General features: G+C 63.7%; 15 protein-coding genes and 1 pseudogene. 12 read left to right on the top strand and 4 right to left on the bottom strand.

Annotated elements, in window-relative coordinates:
• Positions 1–3: 3 nt before the first annotated feature.
• The 7 genes from miaA (at position 4) to ilvC (ending at position 7,682) form a co-directional block, all read left to right on the top strand.
• Positions 4–930: a tRNA (adenosine(37)-N6)-dimethylallyltransferase MiaA gene (miaA, locus tag A3AI_RS0136940; RefSeq protein WP_024520333.1), complete on the top strand. Its 927-nt coding sequence runs from the start codon at positions 4–6 to the stop codon at positions 928–930.
• A gap of 425 nt (positions 931–1,355) precedes the next feature.
• On the top strand, positions 1,356–3,131 hold the full coding sequence (locus A3AI_RS0136935) for an acetolactate synthase 3 large subunit (RefSeq protein ID WP_024520332.1): 1,776 nt from the start codon (positions 1,356–1,358) through the stop codon (positions 3,129–3,131).
• An 87-nt stretch (positions 3,132–3,218) separates the two neighbouring features.
• Positions 3,219–4,205 carry a threonine dehydratase gene (locus A3AI_RS0136930; protein ID WP_024520331.1) on the top strand — a complete coding sequence of 329 codons (987 nt, stop codon included), beginning with the start codon at positions 3,219–3,221 and terminating at the stop codon, positions 4,203–4,205.
• A gap of 22 nt (positions 4,206–4,227) precedes the next feature.
• The gene (gene ilvN, locus A3AI_RS0136925; RefSeq protein ID WP_024520330.1) at positions 4,228–4,770 is read left to right on the top strand and encodes an acetolactate synthase small subunit; all 543 of its coding nucleotides are present in this window, start codon (positions 4,228–4,230) and stop codon (positions 4,768–4,770) included.
• Positions 4,771–4,774: 4 nt separating this feature from the next.
• Positions 4,775–5,470 (top strand): class I SAM-dependent methyltransferase, encoded by a 696-nt coding sequence (locus A3AI_RS0136920; RefSeq protein ID WP_024520329.1) that lies wholly within the window; start codon positions 4,775–4,777, stop codon positions 5,468–5,470.
• A gap of 74 nt (positions 5,471–5,544) precedes the next feature.
• A complete protein-coding gene (locus A3AI_RS0136915; RefSeq protein ID WP_024520328.1) occupies positions 5,545–6,420 on the top strand; it encodes an EamA family transporter in 876 nt (291 codons plus the stop codon).
• Between the two features lie 242 nt (positions 6,421–6,662).
• On the top strand, positions 6,663–7,682 hold the full coding sequence (gene ilvC / locus A3AI_RS0136910) for a ketol-acid reductoisomerase (protein ID WP_024520327.1): 1,020 nt from the start codon (positions 6,663–6,665) through the stop codon (positions 7,680–7,682).
• A 421-nt stretch (positions 7,683–8,103) separates the two neighbouring features.
• On the opposite strand, the gene A3AI_RS46765 is transcribed toward ilvC, so the two are convergent.
• Positions 8,104–9,198, bottom strand: a complete 1,095-nt coding sequence (locus tag A3AI_RS46765; protein ID WP_024520326.1) for an adenylate/guanylate cyclase domain-containing protein — start codon at positions 9,196–9,198, stop codon at positions 8,104–8,106.
• 97 nt (positions 9,199–9,295) lie between these two features.
• Between A3AI_RS46765 and A3AI_RS49620 the strand changes: the two are divergent.
• Positions 9,296–9,571: pseudogene (locus A3AI_RS49620) on the top strand (SDR family NAD(P)-dependent oxidoreductase); the annotation flags it as partial.
• A 306-nt stretch (positions 9,572–9,877) separates the two neighbouring features.
• Entirely contained in the window at positions 9,878–10,261 is a 384-nt protein-coding gene (locus A3AI_RS0136900; protein ID WP_024520325.1) for a rhodanese-like domain-containing protein, read from the top strand.
• 24 nt (positions 10,262–10,285) lie between these two features.
• Here the strand turns inward: A3AI_RS0136900 and A3AI_RS0136895 are convergent, their stop codons facing one another.
• Together A3AI_RS0136895 and A3AI_RS0136890 are read right to left on the bottom strand one after the other, a co-directional pair.
• Positions 10,286–11,164 (bottom strand): LuxR C-terminal-related transcriptional regulator, encoded by an 879-nt coding sequence (locus A3AI_RS0136895; protein ID WP_084801165.1) that lies wholly within the window; start codon positions 11,162–11,164, stop codon positions 10,286–10,288.
• Positions 11,165–11,516: 352 nt separating this feature from the next.
• Positions 11,517–12,230 (bottom strand): SDR family NAD(P)-dependent oxidoreductase, encoded by a 714-nt coding sequence (locus A3AI_RS0136890; RefSeq protein WP_245287036.1) that lies wholly within the window; start codon positions 12,228–12,230, stop codon positions 11,517–11,519.
• Positions 12,231–12,413: 183 nt separating this feature from the next.
• On the opposite strand from A3AI_RS0136890, the gene A3AI_RS0136885 reads away from it, so the two are divergent.
• A complete protein-coding gene (locus A3AI_RS0136885; RefSeq protein ID WP_024520322.1) occupies positions 12,414–12,743 on the top strand; it encodes a hypothetical protein in 330 nt (109 codons plus the stop codon).
• A gap of 134 nt (positions 12,744–12,877) precedes the next feature.
• A complete protein-coding gene (locus A3AI_RS0136880; protein WP_024520321.1) occupies positions 12,878–14,059 on the top strand; it encodes a radical SAM protein in 1,182 nt (393 codons plus the stop codon).
• A gap of 43 nt (positions 14,060–14,102) precedes the next feature.
• Here A3AI_RS0136880 and A3AI_RS45595 read toward each other — a convergent pair whose 3' ends face one another.
• A complete protein-coding gene (locus A3AI_RS45595) occupies positions 14,103–15,269 on the bottom strand; it encodes a caspase family protein (protein ID WP_024520320.1) in 1,167 nt (388 codons plus the stop codon).
• A gap of 264 nt (positions 15,270–15,533) precedes the next feature.
• Between A3AI_RS45595 and A3AI_RS0136870 the strand changes: the two genes are divergently transcribed.
• A complete protein-coding gene (locus A3AI_RS0136870; RefSeq protein WP_024520319.1) occupies positions 15,534–15,944 on the top strand; it encodes a flagellar basal body rod protein FlgC in 411 nt (136 codons plus the stop codon).
• Positions 15,945–16,163 lie beyond the last annotated feature (219 nt).

Genomic DNA, 16,163 nt, shown 5'->3' with positions numbered 1-16,163 from the left:
CGGGTGACTTCGTTTTGGGATGACAAGCCCGTGCTTATCGCAGGGCCGACCGCCAGCGGCAAGTCGGCGCTGGCGGTCCATCTTGCCGAAAAGATCGGCGGGACTGTGATCAACACCGATTCCATGCAGGTCTATGCCGACCTGCGGGTCCTGACCGCACGCCCTTCGCTGGACGAGGAAGCACGCGTCCCGCACCGCCTCTACGGCCATGTCGATGCCGCCGTGAATTATTCCGCCGGAAGCTTTGTGAGCGAGGCAACCGCCGCGCTTGCCGAGGCGCGCGCGCAGAGCCGCGTGCCGATCTTCGTCGGGGGCACCGGACTCTATTTCAAGGCGATCGCGCGAGGCTTGTCAGCGGTGCCGCAAATCCCCGCGGAGGTGCGTGAGGCGGTGCGCGGCAGGCTGGAGCGGAACGGCGTCGAGGCGTTGCATGCCGAGCTCGCGCAGCGCGATCCCATGTCCGCGGCGCGTCTCAAGCCGCGCGACCGCACGCGCATTGCGCGGGCGCTCGAAGTGGTCGAGGCGACGGGCCGCGTACTCACCGACTGGCACAGCGAGGGCCAGCCGCCGCTGTTGCCGCCGGGCCAATTTCACGCGCTGTTTCTCGCGCCCGAGCGCGAGGCGCTGTATGCGCGGATCGATGCACGATTTCAGGCGATGCTGAAAGCCGGCGCGCTGGACGAGATCGCGCAACTCGCCGCCCGGCAGCTTGATCCGCTGCTGCCTGCGATGAAGGCCCATGGCGTGCCGCCGCTGATGAAACATCTCAAAGGCGAAATCACGCTGGACGATGCCGCCGAGATTGGCCGCGCCGACACGCGTCACTACGCCAAGCGACAATTCACCTGGTTCAGGCACCAGCTGCCGGAGTTCGCATGGGTGAAGCCGGAGGAGGCGAGGGGGTGGCTGGAGCAAGAGCTCCGCTCCTAGCCGCATCGTCATTCCGGGTTCGGTGCTTTGCACCGCCCCGGAATGACCGTGTAAACGGAATGAGGCGCGCGCCCAGAGCCCCCTCATGAGCCATCGTCAGTGCTGCTGCCGCAAATTCGCCCTCGCCGAACGGCCGGAACATGGCTACACTTCCAGTGCGCCTCCAAACCGCCCTGCTATCCCTTGACATCGGGGCTTTGTTCAGTATGTTGCGCGCAACCTTTGGGAAGCCGGACCGGCATAATGGGTAATTTTATTACAAAACTCCTTATTATCGTGGTCGTACCCAGGCGCACCGCCGGGGATGGCTGACGGCCATCCAAATTCGGGCGGTGTGCATGGGGCCTCTTGGGCCCTTTTTTATTTCCTAAAAAAGCCAGACACGACGAAAAGAGGCCGCGGGACGCGGTGAGACGGAGCCAGCCATGAGCGAGACAAGCCACAAGCCCGACCAGATGACAGGCGCTGCGATGATCGTGCGGGCGCTGATCGATCATGGGGTGAAGCATATTTTCGGCTATCCCGGCGGGGCTGTGCTTCCGATCTATGACGAGATTTTCCAGCAGGACTCAGTCGAGCACATCCTGGTCCGGCACGAGCAGGGCGCGGGCCATGCTGCCGAAGGCTATGCGCGCTCGACCGGCAAGCCGGGCGTGGCGCTGGTGACCTCCGGTCCCGGCGCCACCAACATGGTGACGCCGCTGACGGACGCGCTGATGGACTCGATCCCGCTGGTCTGCATCACCGGCCAGGTGCCGACGCATCTGATCGGCAACGACGCCTTCCAGGAATGCGACACCGTCGGCATCACGCGCCCCTGCACCAAGCACAACTGGCTGGTTCGCGACGTCAACGACCTCGCCAAGGTGCTGCACGAGGCCTTCTATGTCGCGACCACCGGGCGCCCGGGGCCGGTCGTGGTCGACGTCCCGAAGGACGTGCAGTTTGCCGTCGGCACCTATCATCCGCCGCGCAAGTCCGACGTGCACATCTCCTACGCGCCGCGGGTGAAGGGCGATGCGAACCAGATCCGCAAGGCCGTGGCGCTGCTGGCCTCGGCCAAGCGTCCGGTGATCTATTCCGGCGGCGGCGTTATCAACTCCGGCCGCGAAGCGTCGAAACTGCTGCGCGAGCTGGTCGAGATCACGGGCTTTCCGATCACCTCGACCCTGATGGGGCTGGGCGCTTATCCCGCCACCGGCAAGAACTGGCTCGGCATGCTCGGCATGCACGGTACCTACGAAGCCAACATGACCATGCACGATTGCGACGTCATGCTGTGCGTCGGCGCGCGTTTCGACGACCGCATCACCGGCCGGACGGATGCCTTCTCTCCGGGCTCGAAGAAGATCCACATCGACATCGATCCGTCCTCGATCAACAAGAACATCCGCGTCGACGTCCCGATCATCGGTGACTGCGGCAACATCCTCGGCGACCTGCTGCAGGTGTTCAAGGCGGAGGCGAAGAAGCCGGACGTCAAGGAATGGTGGCAGCAGATCGCCAAATGGCGCGGCCGCAACTCGCTCTACTACCGGAAGAACAACGACATCATCATGCCGCAATATGCGGTTCAGCGGCTGTTCGAGCTGACGCGCGGCAAGGATACCTACATCACGACGGAAGTCGGCCAGCATCAGATGTGGGCGGCGCAGTTCTTCGGTTTCGAGGAGCCGAACCGCTGGATGACATCCGGCGGCCTCGGCACCATGGGCTATGGGCTGCCATGCGCGGTCGGCGTGCAGGTTGCCCATCCGAACAGCCTCGTGATCGATATCGCCGGCGACGCCTCGGTGCAGATGACCATCCAGGAGATGTCGACGGCGGTGCAATACGAGCTGCCGATCAAGATCTTCATCCTGAACAACCAGTACATGGGCATGGTGCGGCAATGGCAGCAGCTTCTGCACGGCAACCGTCTCTCGCATTCCTACACCGAGGCGCTTCCGGATTTCGTCAAGCTCGCGGAGGCTTACGGCTGCGTCGGGTTGCAGGCGATCAAGCCGGCCGATCTCGACGGCGCCATCAAGGAGATGATCTCGGTGAAGCGCCCGGTGCTGTTCGACTGCCGCGTCGCGGCGCTGGAGAACTGCTTCCCGATGATTCCATCCGGCAAGGCGCATAACGAGATGCTGTTGCCGGAGCAGGCGACCGATGAAGCCACCGCCGCGGCCTTCGCCGGCGGCAAGGCGCTGGTGTGATGATGAGGCGCCGGGCTCGCTATCTCCCTCTTCACCTCGCCCCGCTTGCGGGGAGAGCGAGCATTCCCGCCGGAGCAAGGTGCAACGATGTTTGACCTCGCAGAACTGGAGCGCGCGCATGAGGTGGTCCGCCAGGCGGTGCCGCCGACGCCGGCCTATGCGTGGGCGCTGCTTGGCGCGCGGCTCGGCGCATCTGTTGTGGTCAAGCACGAGAACCACACGCCGACCGGCGCCTTCAAGGTGCGCGGCGGGCTCACCTACGTCGATCGCCTCAAGCACGAGCAGCCCAAAGTTGCGGGCCTGATCTCGGCTACGCGCGGCAATCACGGCCAGAGCCTGGCCTTCGCCGGCCGACGTCATGGCCTGCCGGTGATGATCTATGTGCCGCATGGCAATTCGGTCGAGAAGAACCGCGCCATGCAGGCTTTTGGTGCAACGCTGGTCGAGCATGGCGACGATTTTCAGGCCGCGCGCGAGGAGGCCGGTCGCAGGGCCGAGCGTGAAGGCCTGCACATGGTGCCGTCGTTTCACGCTGATCTCGTGCTCGGCGTTGCCACTTACGCGCTGGAATTTTTCCGCGCAGCGGCCGATCTTGACGTGCTCTATGTGCCGATCGGGCAGGGGTCCGGCATTTGCGGCTGCATTCTGGCGCGCGACCTCCTGGGCCTGAAGACGGAGATCGTCGGGGTGCAGTCAACGCTCGCGCCGTCCTATGCGCTGTCGTTCGCGGCCGGCACGGTCGTGACCACGGAAACCTCGAACACGCTGGCCGACGGCATGGCGACGCGGATTCCGGATGAAGAGGCGCTGGCGATCATCCGCAAGGGCGCCTCCCGCATCGTGCAGGTGACCGATGACGAGATCGCCTTCGCGATCCGCGCCTACTGGACCGACACGCACAATGTCGCCGAAGGCGCCGGCGCCGCAGCGCTGGCGGCGGCGCTGCAGGAGAAGCGCAAGCTTGCCGGCCGGCACGTCGGCCTGATCCTGAGCGGCGGCAATATCGATTTCGATCTGTTTCGCAAATGGGTGATGGCGGATGGCGCCGTCACCGGCGCGAGAGCGCTCGCGTGAGAGAGATGACCAGGGGACACCAATGAACCAGCCGGCATCAGCCTATTTCATCGAAGAACGTCACGATCCCAGCGAGACCCACACACTGGCGGTGCTTGTGCAGAACGAGCCGGGCGTGCTCGCCCGCGTGATCGGGCTGTTCTCCGGGCGCGGCTACAACATCGAAAGCCTCACCGTCTCCGAGACCGAGAGCCAGAAACATCTGTCCCGCATTACCATCGTCACCACGGGCACGCCGATGGTGATCGAGCAGATCAAGCACCAGCTCGATCGCATGGTGCCCGTCTATCGCGTGGTCGACATGACGCAGTCGGGCCGCGCCATCGAGCGCGAGCTCGCGATGGTGAAGGTGCACGGGGTCGGCGAACACCGGGTCGAGGCGTTGCGGCTGGCGGATGCCTTCCGCGCCCGCGTGATCGATGCCACCACCGAGAGCTTTGTGTTCGAGATCACAGGCAACACGTCAAAGATCAACCAGTTTATCGACCTGATGCGTCCGCTTGGCCTGGTCGAGGTGTCCCGCACCGGCGTCGCCGCGATCGGCCGCGGGCCTGAAGGGATGTGACACCATGCTGGCGCGCGACTGGTTTTATAGTCAACGAAGCCGGATCGGGCTCGATACCGTTGTCGCCTCGATCTATGACCAGAAGGACGACAGCGACTTGCGCGCACGGGGCGCGCTCACCATGCTCGGCGTCAAGCCCGGCTGGCGGGTCGCCGATATCGGCTGCGGCAACGGCGTGATGGCGACTGAGGCAGCGCTGATGGGGGCCGAGGTCGATGCAATAGACATTTCGCCTGCCATGCTGGCGCTCGCCGAAGTCTACGCGCGCGATCGCAGAGCGCCGATCCGCACCCAATCCGCTGGCCTGCTCAGCTTCGCCTACCAGCCCCATTCCTACGATCTGATCGTCAGCGAGTTCACGCTGCACCATCTGCCGGATTTCTGGAAGGCGGTGGCGATGGCACGCATTTTCGCAGCACTCAAGCCCGGCGCCAGTTTCTACCTGCGCGACATCGTCTTTGTCAGCATGCCCGACGGCTCGGAGCGCGACGTCATCGGCTGGGCGGATTGCAACATCAAGAACCACGATTTCGAGCGCGACAGCGTGGTCACCCATATGCGCGACGAATATTCCACCTTCGGCTGGGTGATGGAGCGCATGCTGACCGAGGTCGGCTTCACGCTGGTTTCCGCCGATTATCACGCGCCGCTGCACGGCACTTATCTCTTGAAGAAACCCAAGCCAGGCGAGCAAGCATGATCCGGAAAAGTGCCCAGCGGTTTTCCGAACAGGATCATGCTCAGAAAAAAGGCTGACAACAAGAAAAAGAAGCAATGAAGCCGGCCGATGTCTGCATTGCCGTCCTGGTGGCGGTCATTTGGGGACTTGCGTTTGTAGCAAGCCGGATGGCGCTTGACGAATTGCAGCCGGCGCTGATGACGGCGCTGCGCTTTGCGATCGCGGCCGTGCCCTGCCTGTTCGTGCGCAAGCCGAACGTATCATGGCCGTTGCTCGCCGCGATCAGCTTCACCCTGTTCCTCGGCCAGTTCCTGTCGCAGGCCTATGGCATCGCCCATGGCGTGCCGGTCGGGCTGTCGTCGGTGATCGTGCAGAGCCAGGCGCTGTTCACCATCGGCTTTGCCGTGATCGCCTTCCGCGAGTGGCCGACGCCGATGCAGGCGGTCGGCATTGCGATCGCCACGATCGGGCTTCTGATGATCTGCGGCACCGTGGGTTATGATTTCAGCGTCAATGCGTTCGCGGTGCTGATGATCTCGCCGGTCAGCTTTGCGATCGGCAATCTGCTGCTGCGGCGGGCGCAGGGCGTGCCGATGTTCGACCTGTTCGCGTGGCTGTGCCTGACGTCCGCGGTCCCGCTGTTCGCGCTGGCGCTTGTCACCGATGGTGTCGCGCCGACCTTCCACGCTCTCATCCACATGTCGCTGACGACGCTGCTCTGCATGCTGGCGCTCGGCGGCATCTCCACCTCGATCGCCTATTGGCTGTGGGGCCGGCTGCTCCGCGACCATCCGGCCGCCCAGGTCGTGCCTTTTGCCCTGCTGGTGCCGTTCGTCGGCTCGGCCGCCTCCAGCATCGTGTTCTCGGAGAAGTTCGGGCCGCTGCGGCTGGCCGGTATGCTGACCGTCGTTGGCGGCATCGCGGTGATGCTGCTCTCGAGGCGGCTGCGCCCGGTCGCCAAGCTTGCGTGAGGGGAAACCTATGTCGCAATCGCTCCTGCTCGCCTTTGTCCTGTTTGCCATCTGTGATGGCGCTTCTGCTGCTCGCTTCACTCTACCCCGTGTTCACGGACGCATGAGCGGGCGTTCCGCCATGCGAGAAGAAGGTTTCTAAGGACTGCCAAATGCTCTAGACAACGCCCCGAAATTGCAGCCAAACCCCGAAAATCCCTCACTTTTACCGGCCGATAGCGCCACTCGAAGAGGAACCACCCATGCGTGTTTATTACGATCGTGATGCCGACCTGAACCTGATCAAGGGCAAGAAGGTCGCCATCGTCGGCTATGGCAGCCAGGGCCACGCCCACGCGCTGAACCTGAAGGACTCCGGCGTCAAGGAGGTGGCGATTGCGCTGCGCAAGGGCTCGGCGTCCGCGAAGAAGGCGGAAGCGGCCGGCTTCAAGGTGCTGGAAGTCGCCGAAGCCGCCAAATGGGCCGATCTCGTGATGATGCTGACGCCTGACGAGCTGCAGGGCGACATCTACCGCGAGCACCTGCACGACAACATGAAGAAGGGCGCGGCACTGGTGTTCGCGCACGGCCTCAACGTCCACTTCAACCTGCTCGATCCGCGCGCCGATCTCGACGTGCTGATGATCGCGCCGAAGGGTCCCGGCCACACCGTGCGCTCCGAATATCAGCGCGGCGGCGGCGTGCCCTGCCTGATCGCGATCGCCCGCGACGTCTCCGGCAACGCCCACGACCTCGGCCTTAGCTATGCCTCGGCGATCGGCGGTGGCCGCGCCGGCATCATCGAAACCACCTTCAAGGAGGAGTGCGAGACCGACCTGTTCGGCGAGCAGGTGGTGCTGTGCGGCGGCCTGGTCGAGCTGATCAAGGGCGGCTACGAGACCCTGGTTGAGGCCGGCTACGCTCCTGAGATGGCTTATTTCGAGTGCCTGCACGAGGTGAAGCTGATCGTCGACCTGATCTATGAAGGCGGCATCGCCAACATGAACTACTCGATCTCCAACACCGCCGAGTACGGCGAATATGTCACCGGCCCGCGCATCGTGACGGAGGAGACCAAGAAGGAGATGAAGCTGGTGCTCAACGACATCCAGTCCGGCAAGTTCGCCCGCGACTGGATGCTGGAGAACAAGGTCAACCAGACTTCGTTCAAGGCCACCCGCGCCAAGCTCGCCACCCACCCGATCGAGGAAGTCGGCGCCAAGCTCCGTGACATGATGCCGTGGATCAAGAAGGGCGCTTTGGTGGACAAGAGCAAGAACTAAGGCTTGATCCACGTTCTTGTTTGCGAGATCGCGCAAGCGCGACCTCGACGATCAAGAAGAGCGCGCGCTGGTGGACAAGAGCAAGAACTAAGGGCGCGGCTGTTCGTCATTCCGGGGCGCGCGGCATCGCGAACCCGGAATCTCGCGCCACAATTCCAGATTCCGGGTCTGCGGCTTCGGCGCAGCCCGGAATGACGTTCCTGGTGCTCCCGCACTGCCGCACACGAAATGTTAAGTCTTGCGCTGCATGTTCGCCCCACATCGCAGCAGGCGTCGGCCGCTGCAGGCCGCTTCGGCTGGTTCTTGCGAACCTGCACCAACCAAGAAGTGAGAATTAAATCACATTCTTGGTCTGCGCCCATCCAGACAGAATCTCGCTGGCCAAAAGTCTTTTCGCATCAAGTGTAAAGACTCGACTTTCTTATCTTCCTCCTGATGCCTCGTGCGTGTCGCTTGAAGCGGGTGAACCACCAAGCGATGAGCGTTCAGACGCACTCTTGGCCCGTCTCCGATCCACTGCGAACACGTCGATCGGGGCGGCGCGGCCGCGCAGTTGCGTGGGGCCAAGGGTCTCGATGACAAGATCGGCCGCAGGCTTCGAAAGCCGCAGCAGTTCGCCCGAGACCAGCAAGCCGCGATCCATTTCCTTGCAAAGCCCCTGTAGCCGCGCGGCGACGTTCATGGTGTCGCCGAAATAGGCGACCTGGCGGTGGGAGTTGCCGCATTCGCTGATCACCACGGGCCCGGCATGCATGCCGGCGCGAAAGTCGGGCACAAGCGCGAACTCCGCCCGGTATTGGTCGGCACTGGCCGCGATGCGGTCCTGGATGGCAAAGAAGCAGTCGAGATAGCGGCTCTGCTGCTGATCCCCCTTGACCCGCCAGGTCACGATGACCTCGTCCCCGACATAGGCATGCACCTCGCCGCCATGGTCGGTGATGGCCGCGTCGATGTCATAGAAGAAGCGGGTGAGCAGGTCCTGCACCCGCACCTCGCCCATCGCTTCCGCAAGCGAGGTGGAGCCGGCAAGGTCCAGGAACAGCAGCACGCGCTGTTCGCGGATCGGCCGGCGGTAGCGGCCGATCAGGAAGTTGAACAGCACCCTGGTGCCAATCAGCCGGGTCAACTCGTAGGCTCCATTGATGACGAGGGACATGGCGAAGGAGACGGCCATGATCCTGGGGAAGTCGTGCCTGAACCAGCCGTGAGGGATCGGCATGTCATAGAGCGCGACCTGCAGGGTGGAAGCGACCGCTGTCACAACGAACGCCATGGCAATCGTACGGACGGCCAGCTCTAAAGCGAGCGGCCACCGTGTCAGCCAGGCGCTGGAGCGGGAGGTGAAATAGAGGTGCGTCGCCCAGGCGCTGAAGGCGAGGCCTGCGCCGTGAAAACCGCTTCGGGTGAAGTTCGCGACGCTCGGCTCGTCGCCGGTGTTGAAAACGACACGATAGAGCAGGCCGACCACGAAGCCGACCAGGGTCAGCACGATGATGGACGCCTTCGCTCGCCGCATCTCGCCTCCCGCCGGGCGCACAAGCCAGGGCTGACGCATTGTGTCCGCCCCTTGCAGTACTACATCAGCTTTGCACAGCATGAGGGGGAAGCAAGACATGCGTGCAGTCGTCGTCACCGGCGCATCCACCGGGATCGGATGGGCCAGCGCCAGGCTCTTGCTCGACAAGGGCTTTCGCGTGTTCGGCAGCGTCCGCAAGCAGGCCGATGCGGAGCGGCTGAAGACCGAGTTTGGAGCAAACTTCACACCGTTGATGTTCGACACTACCGACGAGGCGGCGGTGCTGGCCGGCGCGCGCGAGGTGCGCGCCGCACTCAACGGCGAGCCAAAGGCCAGCTTCGTCCGCTCGACCTCGCGGCCGCCAGGATCGCCGCCTGTGCCCTGGTCTACGGCTTTGCGCGAATGCACGTCGACGGTCACTTCCCGCGCTGGAGCGTTGCCGAGGCTGATATCGAGCGGACGGCGGCGGCCGTCGGCCGATTTGCGCTGCAGCGCATCACGATTGCCAAAGGGATCGCGCCACGGTTCCGTTGCGCACGCCTGTGTGCAGCGTTCGTGAAGGCGGCCTCCCGGCGGCGTTCCTCGCCAACGCCTTTGCATAGCGCAAGCCGCATTACTATCTCTCGCGAGAAGCCCCGTCTCGCTGTCGCGAGCGGGTCGGCATGGAAGGAGTTGCCCGATGGCCCTGAGTGTCAAACAGATGTTGGAGGCGGCCAACGCCGTCGTGCAGAAGATCACTCCGCAACAGGTGCAAGACCTGATGGCCAAGGGCAATACGCTCGTCGTCGACGTGCGCGATGGCACCGAAGTCGCGCAGAGCGGCAAGATCAAGGGCGCCGTCCATGTCTCGCGCGGCATGCTGGAGTTTCGGGCCGACCCAGACGCGCCCACGCATGACAAGCATTTCGCCAAGGACAAGACCATCGTCCTCTATTGCGGCTCCGGCGGCCGGGCAGCGCTCGCCGGCAAGCTACTCAAGGACATGGGTTACGACCATGTCTATAACGGCGGCGGCTTCAAAGACTGGGTCGATAGCGGCGGGCCGGTGGAGAAGGCGGGTTGAGCCCCGCGCGTCGATTGGCGCGCTCTATTCGCGTCCGCTAACATTGCCCTTGTTCTTGGACGGCTTGATCGCTCCCGAGTTCGATGTGTCGGCCGGACATATCGAGGGGGCGCGCAACTTTCGCTCGGCATCGTGCGCGACGTCGCGTGCGGCATGATTCGCACCATGTCCGGGGAGCGGCGCTGCGTTCATCCGCGAGACGACGACGGCGACCTGGGTCCTGTTCGAGACGGCGAGCTTGCGCATGATCTCGCGCACATGGACCTTCACCGTGGATTCCGGCAGGTTGAGCGCGCGTCCGATGATCTTGTTGGGTTCGCCGCGGCACAGCCGCTGCAGGATCGCCATCTGCCGCTTGCTGAGGTCGGGCAGCAGGCCGTAAGGACCATCGCGTCTCGCGGATGCCGAGCGGGCGCCGCTCGGGAGGGTCTCGGAGGTTGTCCTCAGCGGCCCATCGTCGGGAAAGGGTGCATGTGTGACGGCGCTCCTCGGGAAATAGGTGCCGCCTCGCAGGACGAAGGAGAGTGCACGCAGCACAAGGTCGGGCGCGGAGTCATTCGACAGGTAACCCTCCGCACCACTCTGCATGACCGCGACGACGTCCTCGGAGATATCCTCGTCCGCCACGACCACCAGGGAGGCCGATGGCGCGAGCGCGCGCAGCACCTTGATCTCGCCGAGCGTGTCCGCGCTCGAGCGCGATGCGACGCCGGCGTTGTAGATGATCATCCGACAGGCGATCTCCTCGCGTAGCGCCTGATGGGCGTGGTCCGGGGTCAAGGAGAGCAACTCGACTTTCTCCGCGGCGGCCCAATCCTTCAGGAAATGAACGACCAGCGCACGTCGGAACTCCATGCTATCGACCACAATAACGGGGTCGCCAGAAACTGTTGCAGCCGGCATCCCGCTCCTCCAAAAATAATTAGACTACTGCGTTTGCTTCTCCTCACCCCCTAAGACGATTTCGATTGCAATCGGCTTTGCGCTGGTCACCGGGCGATCATTTGATACCACGCCAATAGTTGACAAGTCGATACTGCGGCGTTCGACCGGCTCGGTCGAACGCGAACGTGATCTACCTCTGATTGAGCGCATCCTTGGATGACGGCGAGGCTCTTTCGTCCCTGCCGAAAGAACCATCGCGACAGCGAGGCTGACCTATTTTTCACAGTAATAGCTGCGGCATCAGCGAGGGATCGGCGGGCGATGCGATGCGTCGGTTGCAGTCGACGTGCGGACGAAAGCGCCTCGCGGCCTACCACCTTTCCTTGGAGGTGCGGACGTCGAGCTCGAACGACCATGCGCGCTGTGGCTGGCGATAGAGAAATTCGAACGCGTCGACGATCCCTTCGATGCTGACCAGGCTGTCCTCGCGGCTCGCAGCATCAGGGAAACGCTGAAAAATCTTGTCGCCGGCGATGGCGCCATCGACCACGACATGACCGACATGGATGCCGTCTGCCGCATATTCCTTGGCCATCGCCTGGGCCAGGGTCCGCAACGCCGCCTTGGACGAATTGAATGCGCCGTAGCCTGCGCGGCCGCGCAGCGAGGCGCTGGCGCCGGTGAAGAGCAGCGTGCCGTTTTTCGCGGGCAGCATCCGCTTCACGGCCTCGCGCCCGAACAGAAAGCCGCCGAAGCAGACGACGCGCCAGCTCTGCTCGAAATAGGTGGCGTCCATATCGACAATGCGGCCCGGCGTGTTGTTGCCGGCGTTGTAGATCGCAAGCTCCAGCTCGGCGCCGGCGCGATCGAACAGCGCGACGATGTGTCGCTCATTGGTCGCGTCCGTGACCACGGCCGTCGCCTTGCCGCCGGATGAAGCGATCTCTTTGGCAACGACGTCGATGGCAGATTGCGTCCGGCCGGCGACGATCACATGCAATCCGTTGCCAGCAAAACGCTTGCACAACTGGGCGCCGAGTCCACGTTCCGGCCCGACACCGATCACGACTGCCGTCTTCATCATCGCTGCTCCCTGATCTTCAAGACGATATCGCCGATAGTTAGTGCTCCCCATTTGGAGCGGAAGAGGCGTGAGCCCCGCTCTGCCACGATGATGCGCGCGATCCGGCAAGCCCATTGCCGAGCGGCGCGCGATGCTATAGGGTTTTCATCGAGCGCATCCTCCGAGAGAAGAGGGAGTAGAGCTATGCCTATTCTGACGCTGAAGGTTTTTGCAGGCTTGCTGCAGTTGCACGGGCCAGGGGCGACAATTCAGAGCGATCATCCCGGTATCGACGCATTGTTGCCCGACATGCGCGGGCCGAGTTCGGACAAAGGCATCGTCTCCGGTCAATCCGATCAAGACACCTCGGGCCTGATCGCATCCGAGGAGTTTCTCTCGGACAAGCCGCTGGTAACCGAGGCCTATTTCAGGCGCGGTTTCGTCCGCGGGCCCGGTTATGGCGGCGGCGCCTTCCGCCGGGGCGGTGTCGGGCCGTACGGCGGCTTCCGTCGTGGCTTCGGTCGCGGCTACTAAAGCATGATCCGGAAAAGTGTGTAGCGGTTTTCCGAAAAGATCATGCTCGATAGACCTAAAGCGCGATGACGATTCAACCAAATCTCATCGCGCTTTAGTCGTCTTTGACGCCTTCAGCACGCTTCGGTGCCCGCATGTCGGGTGATGCGCCAGATTCCGCCGCCTTCGCAAGCCAGCCGATCTCGCAGCTGTTGGTCAAGCTTGCGACACGCTGCAATATCGACTGCTCCTATTGCTACTGGTTTCGCGACGCCGCCGTCTACGACAAGCCCAAGCTGATGAGCGCAGCGGTGCTGCAGCAGCTGTTGCTGCGCATCGAGGAGCACGTTGCCGCGCATGGCCTGTTCGATTTCCCGATCGTCCTGCATGGCGGCGAGCCGCTGTTGTGGGGCGTTGCGAATTTCAGGCATTTTGCCGAGGCCTGCGCGGCCATCACAGCGCGCACGGGCTGCGTCATTCCGATCGCCGTCACCACCAACGGTGTCCTGATCGACGATCAATGGCTGGACTGTTTCGAGGCGCACCGCATTTCGGTGGCGATCAGCCTCGACGGTCCCGCGCATATCCACGACCTGCACCGCCGCACGTTTCAGGGCGGCGGCACTCATGACGCGGTCGCGCGCGCCGCGCGCTTGTTGGTGTCGCGAGACATCCGCGTCAGCGCGCTCGCGGTCTGCAATCCGGCTTACCCGCCGCGGGACTATGTCGATTTCTTCGCCGATTGCGGCATCACCCACTACGACATCATGATCCCGGACGCGACGGTCGACGAGAAGCCGTCGGCGATCGCCGCCTTCTACAACGGCCTGTTCGACCTCTGGCTCGAGGCGAACCGCAGCCGGCCGGCCGTGAACATCCGCACCATCACCGATATGGCGACCGCGCTGCTCGGCAGCAACTCGCCGACCGAGGGCGTTGGCTACAATCCGGTCGAGCTGTGCACCGTCATGACCGACGGCTCGGTCGAAGCGCACGACGTGCTCAGGATCGCGGGCAAGGGCGTTACGCAAACGACATTCAACATCTTCGATCACGCGCTCGACGAGGTCCGCAACGAGCCGCGCTGGCAAGCCGCGCGTGACGCCTCGATCAACCTCGCCGCCAAATGCCAGACGTGCAAGTTCATGAATGCCTGCGGCGGTGGTTATCTCCCGCATCGTTTCTCGAGGAACAACGGCTACGACAACCCGTCTGTCTATTGCGACGATCTCTACGCGATGTTCGAGAACATGCAGGACGTGCTGGAGCAACACCTTTATGTCAACAAGCCCGGCGGCGAACGGGTCGCCATGCGCGACGCGCTGGCTGGGACCTAGGCGACGGGCGGTTAGCGGTCGGCCGATCCGTGGCTAGTCTCGGTCATTGCAGGCTCCGCTTCCAGTAGCCGGTGCCGAGCTTGCCTGTGATCACGGCCGTGGGGTCGTGAACTTCGTAGGAGCCGCCGTCGGTGTAGCCCGCAAGGCCCCGCGTTGCGTGCAGCGTCCAATGACCGTTCATTGCGGTCATCCTGCCCTCGTGAGGTCGCACCGCGCGTCCCCCTTCGGCGTGGAAATTGTAGGTGCCGTCGCCCATGATGTTCCAGACCCAGCGCGACTGCCCGCGATCGCTCGGGACCATGATCTCCCAGGTCCCGACCAGCGTGGGATCCATTGCCGGAGGGGGAGGTGCGGGCACCGCCGTCGCTGGCGCGGCTGCGGGCGCCGGCGCAGCATTGGCCTGTTGCGTACCGGCCTGGTCCGCCGCCGACGGTTCGCCTGCAAGATAGATCGCCCTGCGCGACAGCGAGCCGTAGACGAACGGCTGCTGCTCGTTTGCGGTTGCCTCCATGACGTCGTCGCGCACGTTGCGGAACATGAAGGTGACCTCGACCCCCGGCGTCTCGATATTGCGCAGCAGTGCCGTGGTGAACGGGCTGTTTCGCCCGTCGCCATCAAGCGCGGTGGTGCCGTCGCGGGCGGCATAGGCGACCAGCACATTGCCGACCGGCTCGATGTGGCCAAGGCCGCCGCGATCGGCCGCGCGCAGCGCCAGCGCGCGTCGCATCTTCGCCGCGAAAGGATTGTTGCGGCAGGCGTCGAGAATGACGAGGCCGAGGCTCCTGGTGTTCGACAGCTGCAACATCACACTGCCGAGGTTGACGGCTTCGTTGGCAGCGTCGGTGTCCTTCTGCAATTCCGCGTCGATCGGGATCAGCCAGTTCTCGCCGTTGATCTCCATGCCATGGCCGGCGAAGAACACCGCCGCCATGTCGGCGTCCGCCGCATCGCGCCCAAGCGCGATCAGGGCGCGCCGCATCTGGTCGAACGATGCGTCGGTGATGAGCGTCACGGCAAAGCCGAGCCGTTTGAACGCGGCAGCGACGTCGCCGGCGTCATTGGCCGGATTGGGCAGCGCCGGCACGTTCCTGTAGGCGCTGTTGCCGATCACCAGCGCCACGCGCTTGCCGTCGGCCGCGGCGCGTGCCGCAGCGAGGCCTGCTAACGCAGCACTGGCGCCCAGTCCCAGAATAAACCCGCGTCGGTTCATGTCGGTCCCTGGATCGGACTTGACGGCATCCTCTTGTACAGCACACGCAGCGAGGCAGCCAGCGGTGCAGTCCAGTCTCGATCGCCTGGCCGAGGTCAATCCGGCGCTGAACGCGGTGGTTCAAATTCTCTCTGCACAGTCGCCCCGGCCGAATGGTAAACGATCGGTTGCTCCCACCGCCGGAATTCGGCCGCTGACATTGAAGCTTGCTTATGGAGCGCATGCATTAAGTGATTGCCAGACTATCCGTCCGACGAGCACTTGATGAGCAGCATCTCGACGATCGCACTGTCCGGCATGAACGCGGCGACCCGCCGTCTTGAGGTCTCCGCCTCGAACGTCGCCAATGTCATGAGCACGGGCGCGCTTCCCAACGCCGATGGCACGGTGCCGGCCGGCGCGCCAACAGCCTATGCACCGCTTGAGGTCGTCCAGACCGAAAGCGCCGGCGGGGGCACCCAGACGACCGTCACGACGGCTATGCCGTCCACGACTGCGGTCTACGATCCGCGGGCTCCCTTCGCCAACCAGAACGGCCTCGTCGCCGCGCCCAATGTCGACCTCTCCCAGGGGATGGTTGGCCAGATGATCGCAAGTTACAGTTTTGCCGCCAATGCGACGGTCATGAAGGCCGACGAGCGCATGACCAACACGCTGCTCAACATCATGGCGTGAGGCCAGGAGCAGGTCGGCGTATCGCCTTCTGCGACAAACTCGCAGCCAATTGCCTGCGGCAAAGATCGCGAGGCTCGGCTTCGAACTCCAGTGAATCGTTGTGTTCATCGCGGAGGCAATGCGCTCGTACGCATGTTTTCGCCTGCGGAGTCTCGACGTACGTGCCGCATTTTCGCCACGCGTAGGACGCGAAGACGAAAGTCTAAAAACTAAAGTCCA

The sequence above is a fragment of the Bradyrhizobium sp. Tv2a-2 genome (assembly GCF_000472425.1).
In the GTDB taxonomy this organism is placed as follows: Bacteria; Pseudomonadota; Alphaproteobacteria; order Rhizobiales; family Xanthobacteraceae; genus Bradyrhizobium.
This window is presented reverse-complemented; position numbering and strand designations above follow the sequence as displayed.